The organism is Streptomyces lienomycini (genome assembly GCF_027947595.1).
Classification (GTDB): Bacteria; Actinomycetota; Actinomycetes; order Streptomycetales; family Streptomycetaceae; genus Streptomyces; species Streptomyces lienomycini.
In genome coordinates, this window is the sequence record NZ_CP116257.1 from 6,475,152 (window position 1) to 6,494,078 (window position 18,927).

Below are 18,927 nucleotides of genomic sequence, written 5' to 3' on the forward strand. Positions count from 1 at the left end.
CGTCAGGACCAGCGGCCGGTGCGAGCGAGGAGTACGGCGGTGGCGGCGGTACCGGCGGTGGAGGTGCGCAGGACGCTGCGGCCCAGCCGGTAGGGTCGGGCACCGGCCTCGGCGAACAGGGCCAACTCCTCCGGCGACACGCCGCCTTCGGGGCCGACGACGAGCACGATGCCGCCGGTGGTGGGGAGTTCGGCGTCGGACAGGGGTGCGTCGCCGCTCTCGTGGAGTACGGCGGCGAAGTCGGCGTCGGCCAGAAGTGAGGCAACCTGCTTGCTCGTCGCCGCGTCCGCGACGTCGGGGAAGCGGACCCGGCGGGACTGCTTGCCCGCCTCCCGGGCGGTCGCCCGCCACTTGCCGAGCGCCTTCAGGCCGCGCTCGCCCTTCCACTGGGTGATGCACCGGGACGCCGCCCAGGGCACGATCGCGTCGACCCCGACCTCGGTCATCGTCTCGACGGCCAGCTCACCGCGGTCGCCCTTGGGCAGGGCCTGGACGACGGTGATGCGGGGCCGCTCGGCGGGCTCCTCACGCACGCCGTCCGGGACGGTGACGACGAGCCGGTCCTTGCCCTCCGCGGTCTTGACCACGCCCTCGGCCCAGTGTCCGCGCCCGTCGGTGAGGACGACCTCCTCGCCCGCCCGCAGCCGCTTCACGGAGACGGCGTGGCGTCCCTCGGGGCCGTCGAGGACGTACTCCCCCGCGGGCAGGTCCCGCGGCCGCAGGGAGTCGACCACGAACACCGGTGCCGTCATCGGGCGCCACCTCCCGTCCCGTAGTGCGACAACCCCGACAACCCCGACAACGCTGTCCCGGCCGCGGCGAGTTCGGCCACCAGCACCTCCACCAGCTGTCCGGCGGGCAGCTCGCGGGCCATCCGGTGCCCCTGTCCCGCCCACAGGGCCATGCCCTGCGCGTCGCCCGCCTTGGCCGCCGCCCTGCGCACCGGCGAGGTGAGGTGGTGGACCTCGGGGTAGGCGGCGGGGGCGTAGGGGCCGTGCTCGCGCAGGAAGCGGTTGACCAGGGCGCGGGCGGGGCGGCCGGAGAAGGCGCGGGTGGGTTCGGTGCGGACGAACAGCGGGTTGGTCAGCGCCTGCTTGTGCAGGTCGTGCGCGCCGGACTCGGGGGTGGCGAGGAAGGCGGTGCCGAGCTGGGCCGCGCTCGCTCCGGCCGCGAGGACCGCGGCGATCTGCCCGCCGCGCATGATGCCGCCGGCGGCGACGATCGGCAGGCTCACCGCCTCCCGGACCTGGGCGACCAGCGACAGCAGTCCGGTCCCGGCGCCGCCGGTCTCCGGGTTGTCGCGGTGGGTGCCCTGGTGGCCGCCGGCCTCGGTGCCCTGCGCGATCACCGCGTCGGCGCCGGACTGCTCGACGGCCCGGGCCTCGTCCGCGGTGGTCGCGGTGACCAGGGCGAAGGTGCCCACGCGGTGCAGGGAGTCGACGACCTCGCGGCTGGGGACGCCGAAGTGGAAGGACACCACCGGCACGGGGTTGTCCAGCAGGACGGCGAGCTTGGTGTCGTAGCCGTCGTCCCGGCCGCAGTCGGGGTCGCCGAGTTCCGTCTCGTACCAGGCGGCCTCACCGGCCAGCTGGTGGGCGTAGACGCCGACGGCGGCGGGGTCGGCCGCCTCGGGCTGCGGGAGGAAGAGGTTGACCCCGAAGGGGTGGCCGGTCAGTCCCCGCAGCTGCTTGATCTCCTGGTACATCCCGTCCGCGGTCTTGTACCCGGCGGCCAGGAAACCGAGGCCGCCCGCCTCGGACACCGCGGCCGCGAGCCGCGGCACGGAGACGCCGCCCGCCATGGGCGCCTGCACGATCGGGTAGGGGAAGAGATCGGTCAGTGCGGAGGACATGACGGCATGTTGTCACGTCCTCCACACAAGTCCGAATCCGGGCTTCCGTTGGCATACGCCAGGAGCATCCGCATCCCCGGAGGGGCCTCAACGCCCGGCGAAGGCGTCACCTCACCGCCCGTTGAACGCGTCCTTCAGCCGCGAGAACAATCCCTGCTGCCCCGGCTGACCGTGCCTGCCCGGGGGCGACCCCCGGACCCCCGGCAGGAACCGGGGGCCGTCCGCACCGGCACGGACACCGGCCCGCCACAGAGCGTCAGCGCCCGTTGAACGCGTCCTTCAGCCGCGAGAACAATCCCTGCTGCCCCGGCTGGAACTGCCCCGTCGGGCGTTCCTCGCCGCGGAGCTTGGCCAGTTCGCGCAGGAGGCGTTCCTGTTCGGGGTCGAGCTTGCCCGGGGTCATGACCTCGACGTGGACGATGAGGTCGCCCCGGCCGCCGCCGCGCAGGTGGGTGACGCCCCGGCCGTGCTTCGGGATCGACTGGCCGGACTGGGTGCCCGGGCGGATGTCGACCTCCTCCATGCCATCGAGGGTCTCCAGCGGCACCTTCGTGCCGAGGGCCGCCGCCGTCATCGGGATGGTGACCGTGCAGTGCAGGTCGTCGCCGCGGCGCTGGAAGGTCGAGTGGGGCAGCTCGTGGATCTCGACGTACAGGTCGCCGGCGGGGCCGCCGCCGGGGCCGACCTCGCCCTCGCCCGCGAGCTGGATCCGGGTGCCGTTGTCGACACCGGCCGGGATCTTCACGGTCAGGGTGCGCCGGGAGCGGACCCGGCCGTCGCCCGCGCACTCGGGGCACGGGGTCGGGACCACGGTGCCGAAGCCCTGGCACTGCGGGCAGGGACGCGAGGTCATGACCTGGCCCAGGAAGGACCGGGTGACCTGCGAGACCTCACCGCGGCCGCGGCACATGTCGCACGTCTGGGCCGACGTGCCGGGCGCGGCACCCTCGCCGTTGCAGGTGTTGCAGACCACGGCCGTGTCGACCTGGATGTCCTTGGTCGTGCCGAAGGCGGCCTCGTCCAGCTCGACCTCGATACGGATCATCGCGTCCTGGCCGCGGCGGGTGCGCGAGCGCGGCCCGCGCTGCGACGCCGTACCGAAGAACGCGTCCATGATGTCCGAGAAGTTCCCGAAGCCACCCGCGCCGAAGCCGCCCGCGCCACCACCGGCGGCCTGCGAGAGGGGGTCGCCGCCGAGGTCGTAGACCTGCTTCTTCTGCGGGTCCGACAGCACCTCGTAGGCGGCGTTGATCTCCTTGAACCGCTCCTGGGTCTTCGGATCGGGGTTGACGTCCGGGTGCAGCTCGCGGGCGAGCCTCCGGAACGCCTTCTTGATCTCGTCCTGGGAAGCGTCGCGGCGCACGCCGAGTACGGCGTAGTAGTCCGTGGCCACTTACGACTCCGCCAGGATCTGTCCGACGTACCGTGCCACTGCGCGTACCGCTCCCATCGTTCCCGGGTAATCCATGCGGGTCGGTCCGACCACGCCGAGCTTGGCAACCGCCTCGCCGCCCGAACCGTAGCCGACCGACACGACGGACGTTGAGTTGAGTCCCTCGTGGGCGTTCTCGTGACCGATTCGGACGGTCACGCCCGGATCCTTCGCCTCGCCGAGCAGCTTGAGGAGCACGACCTGCTCCTCCAGCGCCTCCAGCACCGGCCGGATCACCAAGGGGAAGTCGTGCCCGAAGCGGGTCAGATTGGCGGTGCCGCCGATCATCAGCCGCTCCTCGTTCTCCTCGACCAGCGTCTCCAGGAGAGTGGAGAGCACGGTGGAGACCGTACCGCGATCCTCGGCCTCGAAGGCCTCCGGCAGTTCCTCGACCAGACCGGGCACGTCCGTGAAACGGCGCCCCGCGACCCGGCTGTTGAGCCGCGCCCGCAGGTCGGCCAGCGACGCCTCGCCGAACGGCGCCGGGCAGTCGACCATCCGCTGCTCGACCCGGCCGGTGTCCGTGATCAGCACGAGCATCAGGCGCGCGGGCGCGAGCGCGAGCAGTTCCACGTGCCGCACCGTCGAACGGGTCAGCGACGGGTACTGCACGACGGCGACCTGCCGGGTGAGCTGCGCGAGCAGCCGCACCGTGCGGGCCACGACGTCGTCGAGGTCGACGGCGCCCTCCAGGAAGTTCTGGATGGCACGCCGCTCGGGCGCGGTCATCGGCTTGACGCCGGCCAGCTTGTCGACGAACAGCCGGTAGCCCTTGTCGGTGGGGATGCGCCCGGCGCTGGTGTGCGGCTGGGCGATGAACCCCTCGTCCTCCAGGGCCGCCATGTCGTTGCGCACGGTGGCCGGGGAGACGCCGAGGCTGTGCCGTTCGGTGAGGGCCTTGGAGCCGACGGGCTCCTCGGTGCCGACGTAGTCCTGGACGATGGCGCGCAGCACCTTCAGCCTGCGTTCACTGAGCATGGGCGCGCACCTCCAGATGTCGTCCGCCCGGCGTCCTGCCGGTCCCGCTTTGTCTGCCCCACTGCCTGCCCTGGCACTCATGGCTCGCGAGTGCCAGACTTCCCCGGCCCAGTGTACGGCCGTGGGGTACGCCCCCGGCAAGGCCGGGGCCAAGCCGTTAGCGTCGTCGCCGTGACGGTGACTTGGGAAGAGCTGGGCTGGGAGCGGCTGGCGGACGGGGTGGGGCGGTGCCGGCTGCCCCGGTGGGACTGTACGGCGGGGCTGGTCGTCGGCGAGGACGCGGCGCTGGTGGTGGACGCGGGGTCGAGCCTGGCGGAGGGCGCCCGGTTGCACGGGGCGGCGCGGCGGCTCGCCGGTCGCCGTGTGACACATCTCGCGCTGACCCACCCGCATTTCGACCACGTCTTCGGCGCCGCGGCGTTCGCGGGCGCGGAGGTGTACGGCGCGTACGGCGCGACGGGCGCGGGGGCGCTGTTCGCGCCGGGCGGACAGGGCCGGGACGCGCTGCGCGCGGACGCGGTGGCGGAGGGGCTGGACGCGCGGGCGGCGCGGGAGGCGGCCGACGCGCTCGTCCCCGTCGCGCACGAGGTCAGCGGCGCGTGCGTGCTCGACCTGGGCGGCGGCCGGCGGGTGCGGCTGGCCGACGTGGGCCCGGGGCACACCGGACACGACCTCGCGGTGCTGGTGCCGGGCTCACCGGACGTCGTGTTCTGCGGCGACCTGGTCGAGGAGTCCGGCGAACCGCAGGCGGGCCCCGACGCCGTACCGTCCCGCTGGCCCGCGGCCCTGGACCGGCTGCTGGAGCTGGGTGGCGCGGACGCGCTGTACGTGCCCGGTCACGGTGCGGTGGTGGACGCGGGGTTCGTACGGGCCCAACGGGACGCGCTGGCCGCCCGGTTCGGCGTGTCGTGCTGATCATCGCGGGGGTGTTCCTCGTATCGTCGGCAGAATGCGCCAGTACTCCGCCGACCTGACCCCTCCGTGGAAGAAGCCGCAGCCCGTTCCCGAGGTACCGGCCGATCCCGGCCTGGTGGTCGAGGAGCCCGGCACCGGGTTCTGCGGCGCGGTGATCGGCTGCGAGGCGGGCACGGTGACCCTGGAGGACCGCTTCGGCAAGCACCGGGTGTTCCCGATGGAACCGCGCGGCTTCCTGCTGGAGGGGCGGGTGGTGACGCTGGTCCGCCCGCCCTCCTCCTCCGGTCCCGCGCGGTCCGCCCCATCCCGCACGGCGTCCGGTTCGGTCGCCGTCCCCGGTGCCCGCGCTCGGGTGGCGCGCGCCGGGCGCATCTACGTCGAGGGGCGGCACGACGCCGAGCTGGTCGAGAAGGTCTGGGGCGACGACCTGCGTGTCGAGGGCGTCGTCGTGGAGTACCTGGGCGGCGTGGACGACCTCCCGTCGATCGTCGCCGACTTCGCCCCGGGCCCGGACGCGCGGCTGGGCGTCCTGGTGGACCACCTGGTGCCGGGTTCGAAGGAGTGGCGCATCGCGGAGGCGGTGACGAACGAGCACGCGCTGGTCGTGGGCCACCCGTACATCGACATCTGGGAGGCGGTGAAGCCGTCGTCGGTGGGGATCGAGGGCTGGCCCCGGGTGCCGCGCGGTCAGGACTGGAAGACGGGGGTGTGCCGGGCGCTGGGCTGGCCGTCGGAGAACACCGGGGCGGTGTGGCAGGCGATCCTGGCGCGGGTGGGCTCGTACAAGGACCTGGAGCCGGAGTTGCTGGGGCGGGTGGAGGAGCTGATCGATTTCGTGACGGCGTAGGACCTGATCTTTTCAGCCGGGCCCCCGCTCTCCTCAGCCCCTCCGGCGTTTGAGGAGCGGGGGTCCGGGGGCAGCGCCCCCGGGGACGGGACGGGAAGGGGCGGCGGGGGCGATGAACGACCCGGTCAGTCCACCAGGTCCCGCACCACCGCGTCCGCCAGCAGGCGCCCGCGCAGCGTCAGCACCGCGCTCCCGGCCTCGTACGGCCCCTCCTGGAGCAGCCCCTCCGACAGCGCCCGCCGCGACGCCGCGAGTCCCGCCTCCCGCAGCAGCGACAGCGGGACGCCCTCCCGCAGGCGCAGCTCCAGCAGGATGCGCTCCACGCGCCGGTCCTCGTCCGTGAGGATCTCGCGCCCGGCGCCCGGTGACTTCCCCGCCGCCAGCGCTCCCGCGTACGCCCCCGGGTGCTTCACGTTCCACCACCGCACGCCCCCCACGTGGGAGTGCGCGCCCGGTCCCGCGCCCCACCAGTCGGCGCCGCGCCAGTACAGCTCGTTGTGCAGGCAGCGCCCGGCGTCGGAGGTGGCCCAGTTCGACACCTCGTACCAGTCGAAGCCCGCCGCCGAGAGGGCCTCCTCGGCGATCAGGTAGCGGTCGGCGTGGACGTCGTCGTCGGTCATCGGGACCTCGCCGCGCCGGATGCGCCGGGCGAGCTGGGTGCCCTCCTCGACGATCAGGGCGTACGCCGAGACATGGTCGGGTCCGGCGCCGAGCGCGGCGTCCAGCGAGGCCCGCCAGTCGTCGTCGGACTCGCCGGGGGTGCCGTAGATCAGGTCGAGGTTGACGTGGTCGAAGCCGGCCGCGCGGGCCTCGGCGACGCAGGCCTCGGGGCGGCCGGGGGTGTGGGTGCGGTCCAGGATCTTCAGGACGTGCTGCTTCGCGCTCTGCATGCCGAAGGAGATCCGGTTGAACCCGCCCTCGCGGAGGGCGGCGAGGTACGCCGGGTCGACCGACTCCGGGTTGGCCTCCGTCGTGACCTCCGCGTCCGGCGCCAGGCCGAACTCCTCGCGGACGGCGTCCAGCATCCGTACCAGGTCCGCGGCGGCCAGCAGGGTGGGCGTGCCGCCGCCGACGAAGACCGTGCGGACCTCGCGGGGGTCGTCGCCGAGCACCTTGCGGGCCAGGCGGACCTCGTCGACGAGGGTGTCGGCGTAGTTGTCGCGGGAGGCGAGGACACCGCCGGTGCCGCGCAGCTCGGTCGCGGTGTAGGTGTTGAAGTCGCAGTAGCCGCAGCGGGTCGCGCAGTACGGCACGTGCAGGTAGAAACCGAGGGGGCGGTCGGCGGCCCCGGCGAGCGCGGACGCGGGCAGGGCGCCGTCGGCGGGGACGGGCTCGCCGTCGGGGAGTGCGGAGGGCATGCGTTCCATTGTCCCGCACCCGCCAGGAACCCCCTGCCCGGTCGAGTTCCCGCCCCGACCGGCCCCCTGCCCGGCCCCCGTCCCCGCCCCGCATGGCCCCCGCCCAGCTGGAACCCCGCCCGCCCGGATCCCCTGCCGTCCGGAACCCCACCCCGCCCGGAACCTGCCCGCCCGCTCACTCCGCCTGGAGCACCAGCAGGGCCAGGTCGTCCTCCGGGGGCCGGGGCCCGAACTCGTGCACCAGCCGCCTGATGCGCTCCGCGACCAGCTCGGCGTCCAGGCCCGCGCACCCGGCCAGTGCCGCGGCGAGCCCGTCGCCGTCGTCGAACTGGCGGGAGCCGCTGCGCCGCTCGGTGATCCCGTCCGTGACGCACAGCAGCGTGTCGCCGGACCGCAGCTCGAAGGTTTCACTGACGTACGTCGCGTCCTCGACGACGCCGAGCAGGGTCTGCGGGCGCGCGACCGCGGAGACCGCGCCGTCGGGGCCGAGGAGCAGCGGCAGCGGGTGCCCGGCGGACGCGAGGGTGCAGCGGACGCCGCCGTCGAAGGGGACCAGCTCGCCGTAGAGGAGGGAGAGGAAACGGGTCTGCGGTCCGTCGCCCGGGGCAACCGGTGGGCCTCCGGCGGCGACCAGCGCGCGGGCCGCGGCGTCGGCGGCCTCGGTGGCGTCGTCGAGGAGGAGCTGGTTGAGGCGGTCGAGGACGTCGGGGACGTCGTACTGCTCGCGGGCCAGCAGCCGCAGCCAGGGCCGGGCGAGGCCGATGACGACGGCGGCCTCGGGGCCCTTGCCCTGGACGTCGCCCACGGCGAAGCACCAGCGGCCGTCACCGGCCGGGAACAGGTCGTAGAAGTCGCCGCTGGGGCCGCCCTTGTCGCGCGGTTCGTAGACGAGGGCGCTGCGCACGCCGGGGATCTCCGCGACGGCGCCGGGCAGCAGACCGCGCTGGAGTACGGCGCTGATGGTGGCCTGCCGCGCGTACTGGCGGGCGGCGCCGATGGCGAGCGCCACCCGGCGGCTGAGGTCCTCGACCAGACCGGTGATCTCGTCGGGGAAGACGGAGGTGCCGGGGGCGCCGGCCCGTCCGATGACCAGGGTGCCCAGGGGCCTGCCGCCGGCGACCAGGCGGTAGGCGAGCGCGGCGCCGTGCGTGCCGTCCGGGCCGAGCGCGTCGCCGGGCCAGGGGTGCCCGACGGGACCGGAGCGCCACGGGTCGCGGAGGCGGGGAGGCTCCTTCTCCAGGGCCGCGCGCAACTCGTCCAGGTGCCCCTCTCCGGCGTGCCACACGCGGGCCAGCCGTGCGCCGACGGCCGCGCCGGGATCGTCGCTCCAGGCGCCCCGGCCGAGGGACTCGTCCTCCAGCCACACGCCGCACCAGTCGGCGAGGCGGGGCACGATCAGCTGGCCGGCGAGGGAGGCGACCAGGTCCTCGTCGAGCTGCCCGGCCAGGAGGTCGGAGGCCTCGGCGAGGAAGGACAGGGCGCCGCGTCCCAGCCACTCCCGGTCGCGGACACCGCGTCGGGCGACCCCGGTGGCGTCGTCCCGCAGGTCCGGCCACTGCGGGGGCTCGAACCGGCGGGGAGGCTCGGATCGGCGGGGAGGCTCGGACCGGCCGGGGGGCTGCCGTCGAGCGGGGCGCGCGTTCCGGGCCGGGTCCGCGTCCGAGTCCGGGCCCCGGTCCGGGGCCGACTCCGGGCCCGGACCAGGGCTGGGGTCCGCCGCCGGACGGTCCGGGTCCGGCGTCGGGGCGTCCGACACCCCGGGGCCGCCCTGGCCGCCGTCCGCGCCGTACCGGCCGCCGTCAGCCTCGTACCGGACGCCATCGGCCTCGTACCGGACGCCGTCGACGTCGTACCAGCCGCCATCCGCGCCGTACTGGCCGTCCGTGCCGTCCCTGCCGTCCGGTCCGTCCGCGCCGTCGCCCGGGTGCCACCCGCCCGGCGCACCGGGGTGTCGCGCCCCGCGCCCTCCGGCGTACGCCTCGGTCCGTGCGGCGGCGTCCGCGCCGGCGGCCGACAGGCGTGCCCACACCGTCTTGGTGCCGGGTCGGTAGGTGACGCCCCAGGCCTCCGCGAGCGCGGCGACCAGGCGCAGGCCGCGCCCGTACTCGGCGGGCTCGTGCGGTGTCTCGTGGTCGCCGCCCCTCGGCGCGCGGGACGGGTGCTGGTCGGCGACCTCGACGACGAGGGTGCCGCTCTCCTCCACCTGGAGGCCCACCTCGACGTCGGTACCGGCGTGCACCACGGCGTTGGTGACCAGTTCGCTGACGACGACCAGGGCGTCGCCCGCGAGGTGCTCGGTCAGCTGCTCCGTGCCGGGCAGGCCGAGCGCGGACCAGTCGGCGAGCGCGGCCCGCACCATCGCGCGGGCGGCGCCCGGCGCGAGGGAGCTGCCGAGCAGGGTCACGCGCGCCCGCGCGCACTCCTCGAAGCCGTCCGCGGGCGCCTCAACGGCGTACGCGCCCGCCACGCTGGCGCGGAAGGCGGTCTCCCGCTGCGTCGGAATGGCCCCCATGGACGTCTCCCCGGGCAGTTCGTGCGAATTGCTCGCAGTCGATGCCGACAGAGTGACAGACCGACCCCGCCCATAAGCGCGGAGTTACCGAAATCGGCCGCCATCGGGTGAGAACCGTGCTAGGCGAACGTTCGAGCGTCGCGCGCCGCCCGTCACGCCTCGCGCGAGCCCTCGTACATCTCCTCGATCAGGTTCTTGTACTCCCGCTCCACCACCGGCCGCTTCAGCTTCAGGCTCGGCGTGATCTCGCCGTGCTCGACGTCGAGGTCGCGGGGCAGCAGGCGGAACTTCTTGATGGTCTGCCAGCGCTGGAGGCCCTCGTTGAGTTCCTTGACGTAGCCGTCGACCATCTCGACGGTGGCGGGCGCCGCGACGATCTCGGCGTACGGCTTGCCGTCCAGGCCGTTCTCCTTGGCCCACTCGGTGAGCGCGATCTCGTCGAGGGCGATGAGCGCGGTGCAGAAGTTCCGGTCGGCGCCGTGGACGAGGATGTTGGAGACGTAGGGGCAGACGGCCTTGAACTGGCCCTCGACCTCGGCCGGCGCGATGTACTTGCCGCCGGACGTCTTGATGAGGTCCTTCTTGCGGTCGGTGATCCGCAGGTAGCCGTCGGGCGACAGTTCGCCGATGTCGCCGGTGTGGAACCAGCCGTCCGACTCGAGGACCTCGGCGGTCTTCTCGGGCAGCTTGTGGTAGCCCTCCATGATGCCGGGGCCGCGCAGCAGGATCTCGCCGTCGTCCGCGATGCGCACCTCGGTGCCGGGCAGCGGCTTGCCGACCGTGCCGGTGCGGTAGGCCTCGCCGGGGTTGACGAAGGACGCGGCGGAGGACTCGGTGAGGCCGTAGCCCTCCAGGATGTGGATGCCCGCGCCGGCGAAGAAGTAGCCGATCTCCGGGGCGAGGGCCGCCGAGCCGGACACGCAGGCGCGCAGGCGGCCGCCGAAGGCCTCGCGGATCTTGGCGTAGACGAGCCGGTCGGCGACGGCGTGCTTGGTGCGCAGGCCGGTGGGGGCGCTCGCGGTGCCGGTGCGCTTGAAGTTGTCCTGGGTGACCTTGGCGTACTCGCGGGCGATCCCGGCGGCCCACTGGAAGATCTTGTACTTGGCCCCGCCGCCCGCGCGGGCCTTGGCGGCGACGCCGTTGTAGACCTTCTCGAAGATGCGGGGCACGGCCGCCATGTAGGTCGGCTGCACGACCGGCAGGTTCTCGATGATCTTGTCGACGCGGCCGTCGACGGCGGTGACGTGCCCGGCCTCGATCTGGCCGGAGGTGAGCACCTTGCCGAAGACGTGGGCGAGCGGCAGCCACAGGTACTGGACGTCGTCCCCGGTGACCAGGCCGGTCGCGGCGATCGCCTTGGCCATGTACGACCAGCAGTCGTGCGGGAGGCGCACGCCCTTGGGCCGGCCGGTGGTGCCGGAGGTGTAGATGAGGGTGGCGAGCTGGTCCTTGGTGAGCGCGCCGACCCGCTCCTTGATCAGCTGCGGTTCCTTCTCCAGGCGTGCCGCGCCCCTGCGCTCCAGCTCGTCGAGGGTGAGGATCCAGTCCTCGGCGGTGTCCGCGCCCGCCGCGTCGATCACGACCACGTGGGTGAGTTCGGGCAGCTCGGCCCGCTTCTCCTTCGCCTTGGCCAGCTGCGCGGCGTCCTCCGCGATCAGCACCCGGCTCTCGGAGTCGGAGAGGATGTACGCCGACTCCTCGGCGTTGGTCTGCGGGTAGACGGTGGTCGTCGCGGCGCCCGCGCACATGATGCCGAGGTCGGCGAGGATCCACTCCAGGCGGGTGGAGGAGGCCAGCGCGACGCGCTGCTCGGGCCGCACGCCCAGCTCGATCAGGCCGGCCGCGATCGCGTAGACCCGCTCGGCGGCCTGCGCCCAGGTGAGCGACTTCCAGTCGTCGGGGCCCTCGCCCGAGGCCGGCGGCACCGGGTAGCGGTACGCCTCGGCGTCCGGCGTGGCCGCCACCCGCTCCAGGAAGAGTCCCGCCACGGAGGGCGGACGGTTCTCGATCAGTGTCTGTGTGTCGCTCACGACATCCTCCGGGCCCGCGACGGTGCGGCTGGCTCAGGTGCGGCTGGATTCACTCTCGGGCGGTTGTTCAGGCCGTGGTCAAGTGGTGAGTCGGACTGTTGCCCGATCACTTGTTTAACTCACGAGTAACTAAGGGGCAGGCATCAGCGTAAGGGGCGACCGGCCCCCGCGTAAGAGCCCGCGCCCTGTCATTTCCTACAGACGCCTGCCCGTGACATGCGAAGAGACCCGCCGCACTTTCGTACGACGGGCCCTTCGGTGTCCGTTTCGGCCGGATTCGGCGTGGGGCGCGGCGGTTACTTCTTGCCCTTGCCCGACCCCGCGTTGTCGTCGCTGGACAGGACCGCGATGAAGGCTTCCTGCGGGACCTCCACGGAACCCACCATCTTCATCCGCTTCTTGCCCTCCTTCTGCTTCTCCAGCAGCTTCCGCTTCCGGGAGATGTCACCGCCGTAGCACTTGGCGAGGACGTCCTTGCGGATGGCGCGGATGGTCTCGCGGGCGATCACCCGGGAGCCGATGGCGGCCTGGATGGGCACCTCGAAGGCCTGGCGCGGGATCAGCTCGCGCAGCTTGGCGACCAGCCGCACGCCGTACGCGTACGCCGCGTCCTTGTGGGTGATCGCCGAGAAGGCGTCCACCTTGTCGCCGTGCAGCAGGATGTCGACCTTGACCAGGCTGGAGGTCTGCTCGCCGGTGGGCTCGTAGTCGAGGGAGGCGTAGCCGCGCGTCTTGGACTTCAGCTGGTCGAAGAAGTCGAAGACGATCTCCGCGAGGGGGAGGGTGTAGCGGATCTCCACCCGGTCCTCGGAGAGGTAGTCCATGCCGAGCAGGGTGCCGCGCCGGGTCTGGCACAGCTCCATGATCGAGCCGATGAACTCGGTCGGGGCGAGGATCGTGGCGCGTACGACCGGCTCGTAGACCTCGTTGATCTTCCCCTCGGGGAACTCGCTCGGGTTGGTGACCTCGACCTCGGTGCCGTCCTCCAGCACCACGCGGTAGACCACGTTGGGCGCGGTGGCGATGAGGTCGAGGCCGAACTCGCGCTCGAGGCGCTCCCGGATCACGTCCAGGTGGAGCAGGCCGAGGAAGCCGACGCGGAAGCCGAAGCCGAGGGCGGCGGAGGTCTCCGGCTCGTAGACCAGGGCGGCGTCGTTGAGCTGGAGCTTGTCCAGCGCCTCACGCAGCTCCGGGTAGTCGGAGCCGTCCAGCGGGTACAGGCCGGAGAAGACCATCGGCCTGGGGTCCTTGTAGCCGCCGAGCGCCTCCTCGGCGCCCTTGTGCTGGCTGGTGACGGTGTCGCCGACCTTGGACTGGCGGACGTCCTTCACGCCGGTGATCAGGTAGCCCACCTCGCCGACGCCGAGGCCGTCGGCGGAGAGCATCTCCGGCGAGTTGGTGCCGATCTCCAGCAGCTCGTGCGTGGCGCCGGTGGACATCATCCGGATCCGCTCGCGCTTGCTGAGCTGGCCGTCGATGACCCGGACGTACGTCACGACACCGCGGTAGGAGTCGTAGACCGAGTCGAAGATCATCGCACGGGCCGGGGCGTCCTTGACACCGACCGGGGCCGGGATCTCGGCGACGACCTTGTCCAGCAGGGCGTCGACGCCGAGGCCAGTCTTGGCGGAGACCTTGAGCACGTCGTCGGGGTCGCAGCCGACCAGGTTGGCCAGCTCCTCGGCGAACTTCTCGGGCTGCGCGGCCGGCAGGTCGATCTTGTTCAGCACGGGGATGATCGTGAGGTCGTTCTCCATCGCCAGGTACAGGTTGGCGAGGGTCTGGGCCTCGATGCCCTGGGCGGCGTCGACGAGGAGGATCGTGCCCTCGCAGGCGGCCAGCGAGCGCGACACCTCGTAGGTGAAGTCGACGTGCCCCGGGGTGTCGATCATGTTGAGGATGTGCGGGGTGCCCTTGTCGTGGGTGGGGGCCCACGGCAACCGCACCGCCTGGGACTTGATCGTGATGCCGCGCTCGCGCTCGATGTCCATGCGGTCGAGGTACTGGGCGCGCATCTGCCGCTGCTCGACCACACCGGTCAGCTGGAGCATCCGGTCGGCGAGCGTGGACTTGCCGTGGTCGATGTGCGCGATGATGCAGAAGTTGCGGATCAGCGCGGGGTCGGTACGGCTCGGCTCGGGCACATGGCTGGGGATCGCGGGCACGCAGGGTCCTGATTCTTGAGGCGTCCGCAGTGTCTGCGGTCTCGGGTCTCGGGTCGGATCGATACGTAGCTTCCATCGTCCCACGGTTGGGGAGCCGGGATGGGTTTGGGACCCTCGATGGCCCGCTGGTAGTGTGGGTGGCTGTGTCTCATGCCCTCTCAGCACGAGGCACTCCTTCAAGAAATCACCGGCACGGGACCCTCGCGGCCTCGTGCCTGAACCTGCAAAGGCTCATTCGTGGCGAACATCAAGTCCCAGATCAAGCGGAACAAGACCAACGAGAAGGCGCGGCTGCGCAACAAGGCCGTCAAGTCCTCTCTGAAGACCGCGATCCGCAAGGCCCGCGAGGCCGCTGCCGCGGGTGACACCGAGAAGGCCACCGAGTACCAGCGCGTCGCCGCGCGTCAGCTCGACAAGGCCGTCTCCAAGGGCGTCATCCACAAGAACCAGGCCGCCAACAAGAAGTCGGCGCTGGCGCAGAAGGTCGGCGCTCTCAAGGGCTGAACCCCTTATCTGGTCTGATCGCCGGAGGGACCCAGAGCGGGCCCTCTCTCATCCGCTCCCGTCCGGCACCCAGGATCCATGCGCGGCCTGCGTTCGCCACGCGGGCATGGATCCGCGAGCTTGATCCGAAGGCCCCGCCGGCCGTCCTTCCCCAGGACGGCCGACGGGGCCTTCGGTCTGTCCTGGGCCGGGTGGCGGCCTGAGCCCGGGGGGCGGCCTGAGCCCGAGGTGGCGGCCTGGGCCCGGGGGCTTGAGCCCGGAGGGGCGGCTTGAGCCGGAGGGCGGTTTGAGCCCGGAGGGGCGGCTCCGGGTCGGAGGGTTGTGCCCCGGGGGCGGCTTGAGCCGGGGGGGGTGGCTCGGGTCGGAGGGGCGGCTCGGGTCGGAGGGGCGGCTCGGGTCGGAGGGGTGGCTCGGGTTGGAGGGGCGGCTCGGGTCGGAGGGGTGGTTTACGACCGTCCCCGCGAGCGCGCCGCCCGGGCGACGGTCACCACGGCCTTCTCCAGGGCGTACTCGGGATCATCCCCGCCGCCCTTGACTCCCGCGTCGGCCTCGGCCACCGCGCGCAGGGCGACGGAGACGCCGTCCGGGGTCCAGCCGCGCATCTGCTGCCGGACGCGGTCGATCTTCCACGGCGGCATCCCCAGCTCGCGGGCGAGGTCGGCGGGGCGCCCACCGCGGGCGGAGGACAGCTTGCCGATGGCCCGCACGCCCTGGGCCAGCGCGCTGGTGATCAGCACCGGCGCCACTCCGGTCGCCAGCGACCAGCGCAGGGCCTCCAACGCCTCCGCGGCGCGTCCCTCGACCGCCCGGTCGGCGACCGTGAAGCTGGAGGCCTCGGCACGTCCGGTGTAGTAGCGGCCGACGACCGCCTCGTCGATGGTCCCCTCGACGTCGGCGGTCAGCTGGGACACCGCCGAGGCCAGCTCCCGCAGGTCGCTGCCGATCGCGTCGACCAGCACCTGGCACGCCTCGGGGGTGGCCGACCGCCCCGCCGTACGGAACTCCGCGCGCACGAAGGCCAGCCGGTCGGCGGGCTTGGTCATCTTCGGGCACGCCACCTCGCGCGCGCCCGCCTTGCGCCCGGCGTCGAGCACGCCCTTGCCCTTGGCGCCGCCCGCGTGCAGCAGGACCAGGGTGATCTCCTCGGCGGGGGCACCGATGTAGGCCTTGACGTCCTTGACCGTGTCGGCGGACAGGTCCTGCGCGTTGCGTACGACCACGACTTTGCGCTCGGCGAAGAGCGAGGGGCTGGTCAGCTCGGCGAGGGTGCCGGGCTGCAGCTGGTCGGGGGTGAGGTCGCGTACGTCCGTGTCGGCGTCGGCGGCCCTCGCGGCGGCCACCACCTCCTGCACGGCACGGTCGAGCAGGAGGTCCTCCTGGCCCACGGCAAGGGTCACCGGGGCGAGAGGGTCGTCGTTCGCAGTCTTCCTGGCCATCGCGACAAGCATCGCACGCACCACTGACAACGCCGGACGGGCGCCGTCGGCCGAGCACCGCGGGAGGACGCCGCCGGGCGAGGGCTACGGCTCCTCGCGCCAGCCCTCCCACTCCGCCGCGAAGGCGTCCAGCGCACCGGGGTCCAGCAGCTCCCGCTCGTCCCGCAGGACGAGGAGCCACTGGGCGTCCTCGGCGTCGTCCTCACCGGCCAGGGCGTCCCGTACGAGCTGTGGTTCCTCGTCGGTCCCGAACCGCTCCCCGAGCGCCTGGGCCGCCTCCTCGGCGGCGTCGCGGTCGGGCAGCACCAGGACATGTCTCACGTCGCTCACGGGAGCCATTGTCGGTCAGCCCTTGGGAACGATCTGCACGTCGAGGTCGATGCGGATGCTGGGACCGACGACGGCGATGCCGCGGGCGAGCATCGTCTGCCAGCTCACCGTGAAGTCGTCGCGGTGCAGCTCGGTGGTGGCCCGGCACGCCGCCCGCGTCTCGCCCTCCATGCCGTTGCCGAGTCCGAGGTACTCGGCGTCCAGCGTGACCGTGCGCGTGACACCGTGCAGGGACAGCGCCCCGGTGACGGCCCACCGGTTGCCGCCGCGGTGCGTGAACCGGTCGCTGTAGAACTCCAGGGTCGGGAAGCGCTCCACGTCCAGGAAGTCGGCCGACCGCAGGTGGTCGTCGCGCATCTTGACGTTGGTGTCGATGGACGCCGCGCCGATCACGACGTGCATCGCGGACTGCTCCATGTCGTCGGCGATCCGCACCGCGCCCGCGAAGGAGTTGAACCGGCCGTGGATCCGGGCGAGCCCGATGTGCCGCGCCGTGAACGCGATCGAGGAGTGCGCCGGCTCGATCTCCCAGTCACCCGCCGCGGGCAGCTCCGGCGGCTGGGCCACCTGCAGCGTCACGTCGCCGAGCGAGGCCAGCGTGTCCTCGGTGACCGTCGCGGAGGCCCGGTAGGGCGTGTAGCCCTCGGCGGACACCGCGAGCCGGTACTCCCCGGCGGGCACCGTCGCCACGAACGACCCGAAGGGGTCCGTACCGCCGCCGACCACCTTGCGCCCCATCGCGTCGCTGACCGTGAACTCCGCGTTCGGCACGGGGGCGTTGACGGGGTCGAGCACGCGGCAGCTGAGCACTCCCGCGTCCGGCGGGGTGCGTACGGCCGCCAGGGGGCCCGTCCGTTGCGTTCGCTTCGTTCGGTTCCCCAGCAAGCGGCCGATCATCTGCGACACCCTCTGTACGACATGAGAAAACTAGTTGACGGAGAAACATTCGATCACCGATGTGGCTTTCGAGGCAACACGGGACCACATCGCGGGAAACCGTCGCATGTGCTGGGAGTGGGCAGGAGTGGACCCGTGTGATCCGGTTTCACCGCACCGGGCGGGGTTTCTCACAGCCGGGGCACAGCAGGACAGGGGCAGGCAGCGCAGGCAGTACGGGAGTACGGGCGGTACGGGTGCGGGCAGTAGGCGGGCGGGGCACGCGGTGACTCGTCGGGGCCGGAGGGGTCGGCCGCCCCGGCCGGGTCGCCGTCCCACCCGTCACCAGACGATCTCTGGCACCCTCGTTCCCCTCTCCGCAGGCACCCCTCGGAGCACTCCACCGGGAGGACCCGTGTCATACCCGCGACCGTGCACCCCCGAGGCGAAGCTCGCCGACGCGAAGAAGCAGCTGAGCCTCCCTCACATCGTCGTGATCTGTGGCTCCACCCGCTTCATGCCCGAGATGGCCGAGGCCGATCTGCGGGAGACCAAGGCCGGAAGGATCGTCGTCAAGCCGGGCTGCGACCTGAAGTCGCCGCACGCGCTTCGGGCCGATCCCGTCGAGGCCGAGGCGCTGAAGGTCCGCCTCGACGATCTGCACCGGGCGAAGATCCGGCTCGCTGACGAGGTGCTCGTGGTCGGCGACTACATCGGAGACAGCACCCGAGCCGAGATCGCCTACGCCCGGTCGCTGGGCAGACCCGTGCGGTTCACGCACCCCGAAGTCGACCCCGACGCCTGACCGGCCGCTGCCACCTGGAGACCAGGGCCCGCAACCCCCCGCCCGACCTCTCGCGGTGGCTTCGGCCGGCGCCCGCGCCCCACGTACCGGTGCAGGCGCCCCTTGGGCTTGACCGGCTAGCCGTGGAAGGCCGTGGTCGACTCGAGTGGAGCCCGCTCGGCCCGCACCCGATTCACCGGCGCCCTCTCGTCGGCGTACCCGAAGGAGATGCCGACGAGCAGCTTTCCTCCGGCGATGCCGAGTTCGGCGCGGACGGTGTCGGCGTAGAAGCTCAGCAGCCCCTGCGGGCAACTGTCCACGCCGTACGCGGTCATCGCCAGGAGCAGCGTCTGCATGTAGCCGCCGACATCCGCGGCCAGCCGGGCCTCTCCGTCACCGTGGACGAAGAGGAAGGCCGCGTGCGGGGCGCCGTAGAAGCGCAGGCTCTCCGAGTCGTAGGCCGCACGTGCCGCGTGATCGTCGGGGCCGATGCCCAGCGCCCCGTACAGTTCGGCGCCGAACGCCGCCCGACGGGTCTGGTGCACCTGCGTGTACATCCCCTCGGAGTACGGGAAGTCCACCGAGGTGCGCTGTTCGGCGTGGGCATTCTGCAAGGCACCGGCCAGGCGCTGGAGTGCCGCCCCGCTCACCACCTCCACCTGCCACGGCTGCGCGTTGGAGTTGGACGGTGCCGCGCCCGCCAGCGAGAAGATCCCGCGCATCGCGTCCTCGGGAACGGGTTCCGGACGGAACGCGCGGGTCGCGTGACGGCCGCGTATCAGCTTCTCCGCGCAGCCGCTCAGCTCTGTGGGGAAGGACCTGCTCATGGGACTCCTTGATGACGAAAGAACTCATGTAAACGGTCACGTTTACATGCGGAGTCACCATAGCGCGACACGGCGACCGAA

16 protein-coding genes are annotated in these 18,927 nt (G+C 72.6%); 4 read left to right on the forward strand and 12 right to left on the reverse strand.

Annotation, left to right across the window (positions count from 1 at the left end; all coding sequences use genetic code 11):
- Positions 1-2: 2 nt before the first annotated feature.
- The 4 genes from BJ961_RS29585 to hrcA form a co-directional block, all read right to left on the reverse strand.
- Positions 3-752, reverse strand: coding sequence for a 16S rRNA (uracil(1498)-N(3))-methyltransferase (locus tag BJ961_RS29585; RefSeq protein WP_271415847.1), 750 nt, complete (start codon positions 750-752; stop codon positions 3-5).
- The gene (locus BJ961_RS29590; RefSeq protein ID WP_271415848.1) at positions 749-1,852 is read right to left on the reverse strand and encodes a nitronate monooxygenase; all 1,104 of its coding nucleotides are present in this window, start codon (positions 1,850-1,852) and stop codon (positions 749-751) included. Before BJ961_RS29590 ends, BJ961_RS29585 begins: the two co-directional genes overlap by 4 nt.
- Positions 1,853-2,108: 256 nt before the next feature.
- On the reverse strand, positions 2,109-3,245 hold the full coding sequence (gene dnaJ / locus BJ961_RS29595; protein WP_271415849.1) for a molecular chaperone DnaJ: 1,137 nt from the start codon (positions 3,243-3,245) through the stop codon (positions 2,109-2,111).
- Positions 3,246-4,262 (reverse strand): heat-inducible transcriptional repressor HrcA, encoded by a 1,017-nt coding sequence (hrcA, locus tag BJ961_RS29600; RefSeq protein ID WP_271415850.1) that lies wholly within the window; start codon positions 4,260-4,262, stop codon positions 3,246-3,248. It lies immediately after the preceding gene.
- A gap of 171 nt (positions 4,263-4,433) precedes the next feature.
- Here hrcA and BJ961_RS29605 point away from each other — a divergent pair, with 171 nt between their 5' ends.
- Both BJ961_RS29605 and BJ961_RS29610 read left to right on the forward strand, forming a co-directional pair.
- Positions 4,434-5,177, forward strand: a complete 744-nt coding sequence (locus tag BJ961_RS29605) for an MBL fold metallo-hydrolase (protein ID WP_271415851.1) — start codon at positions 4,434-4,436, stop codon at positions 5,175-5,177.
- Positions 5,178-5,211: 34 nt separating this feature from the next.
- Positions 5,212-6,024, forward strand: a complete 813-nt coding sequence (locus BJ961_RS29610; protein WP_271415852.1) for a DUF3097 domain-containing protein — start codon at positions 5,212-5,214, stop codon at positions 6,022-6,024.
- A gap of 125 nt (positions 6,025-6,149) precedes the next feature.
- Here BJ961_RS29610 and hemW read toward each other — a convergent pair whose 3' ends face one another.
- The 4 genes from hemW to lepA form a co-directional block, all read right to left on the reverse strand.
- Positions 6,150-7,382 carry a radical SAM family heme chaperone HemW gene (gene hemW, locus BJ961_RS29615; protein ID WP_271415853.1) on the reverse strand — a complete coding sequence of 411 codons (1,233 nt, stop codon included), beginning with the start codon at positions 7,380-7,382 and terminating at the stop codon, positions 6,150-6,152.
- 175 nt (positions 7,383-7,557) lie between these two features.
- On the reverse strand, positions 7,558-9,894 hold the full coding sequence (locus BJ961_RS29620) for a SpoIIE family protein phosphatase (RefSeq protein WP_271415854.1): 2,337 nt from the start codon (positions 9,892-9,894) through the stop codon (positions 7,558-7,560).
- 152 nt (positions 9,895-10,046) lie between these two features.
- Positions 10,047-11,924, reverse strand: coding sequence for an AMP-dependent synthetase/ligase (locus BJ961_RS29625; RefSeq protein ID WP_271415855.1), 1,878 nt, complete (start codon positions 11,922-11,924; stop codon positions 10,047-10,049).
- A 296-nt stretch (positions 11,925-12,220) separates the two neighbouring features.
- Positions 12,221-14,089: a translation elongation factor 4 gene (gene lepA, locus BJ961_RS29630; RefSeq protein ID WP_271415856.1), complete on the reverse strand. Its 1,869-nt coding sequence runs from the start codon at positions 14,087-14,089 to the stop codon at positions 12,221-12,223.
- Between the two features lie 237 nt (positions 14,090-14,326).
- On the opposite strand from lepA, the gene rpsT reads away from it, so the two are divergent.
- Positions 14,327-14,593, forward strand: coding sequence for a 30S ribosomal protein S20 (gene rpsT / locus BJ961_RS29635; protein WP_271415857.1), 267 nt, complete (start codon positions 14,327-14,329; stop codon positions 14,591-14,593).
- Positions 14,594-15,039: 446 nt separating this feature from the next.
- Here rpsT and holA read toward each other — a convergent pair whose 3' ends face one another.
- From holA to BJ961_RS29650, 3 genes are all read right to left on the reverse strand, one after another.
- Positions 15,040-16,029 carry a DNA polymerase III subunit delta gene (gene holA, locus BJ961_RS29640; protein ID WP_271415858.1) on the reverse strand — a complete coding sequence of 330 codons (990 nt, stop codon included), beginning with the start codon at positions 16,027-16,029 and terminating at the stop codon, positions 15,040-15,042.
- 84 nt (positions 16,030-16,113) lie between these two features.
- On the reverse strand, positions 16,114-16,359 hold the full coding sequence (locus BJ961_RS29645) for a hypothetical protein (RefSeq protein WP_271415859.1): 246 nt from the start codon (positions 16,357-16,359) through the stop codon (positions 16,114-16,116).
- Between the two features lie 15 nt (positions 16,360-16,374).
- A complete protein-coding gene (locus tag BJ961_RS29650; protein ID WP_271415860.1) occupies positions 16,375-17,256 on the reverse strand; it encodes a YceI family protein in 882 nt (293 codons plus the stop codon).
- A 394-nt stretch (positions 17,257-17,650) separates the two neighbouring features.
- On the opposite strand from BJ961_RS29650, the gene BJ961_RS29655 reads away from it, so the two are divergent.
- Complete coding sequence (locus BJ961_RS29655; protein WP_271415861.1) at positions 17,651-18,040, forward strand: TIR domain-containing protein; 390 nt, start codon at positions 17,651-17,653, stop codon at positions 18,038-18,040.
- 116 nt (positions 18,041-18,156) lie between these two features.
- Here the strand turns inward: BJ961_RS29655 and BJ961_RS29660 are convergent, their stop codons facing one another.
- A complete protein-coding gene (locus tag BJ961_RS29660) occupies positions 18,157-18,846 on the reverse strand; it encodes a nitroreductase (protein WP_271415862.1) in 690 nt (229 codons plus the stop codon).
- Positions 18,847-18,927 lie beyond the last annotated feature (81 nt).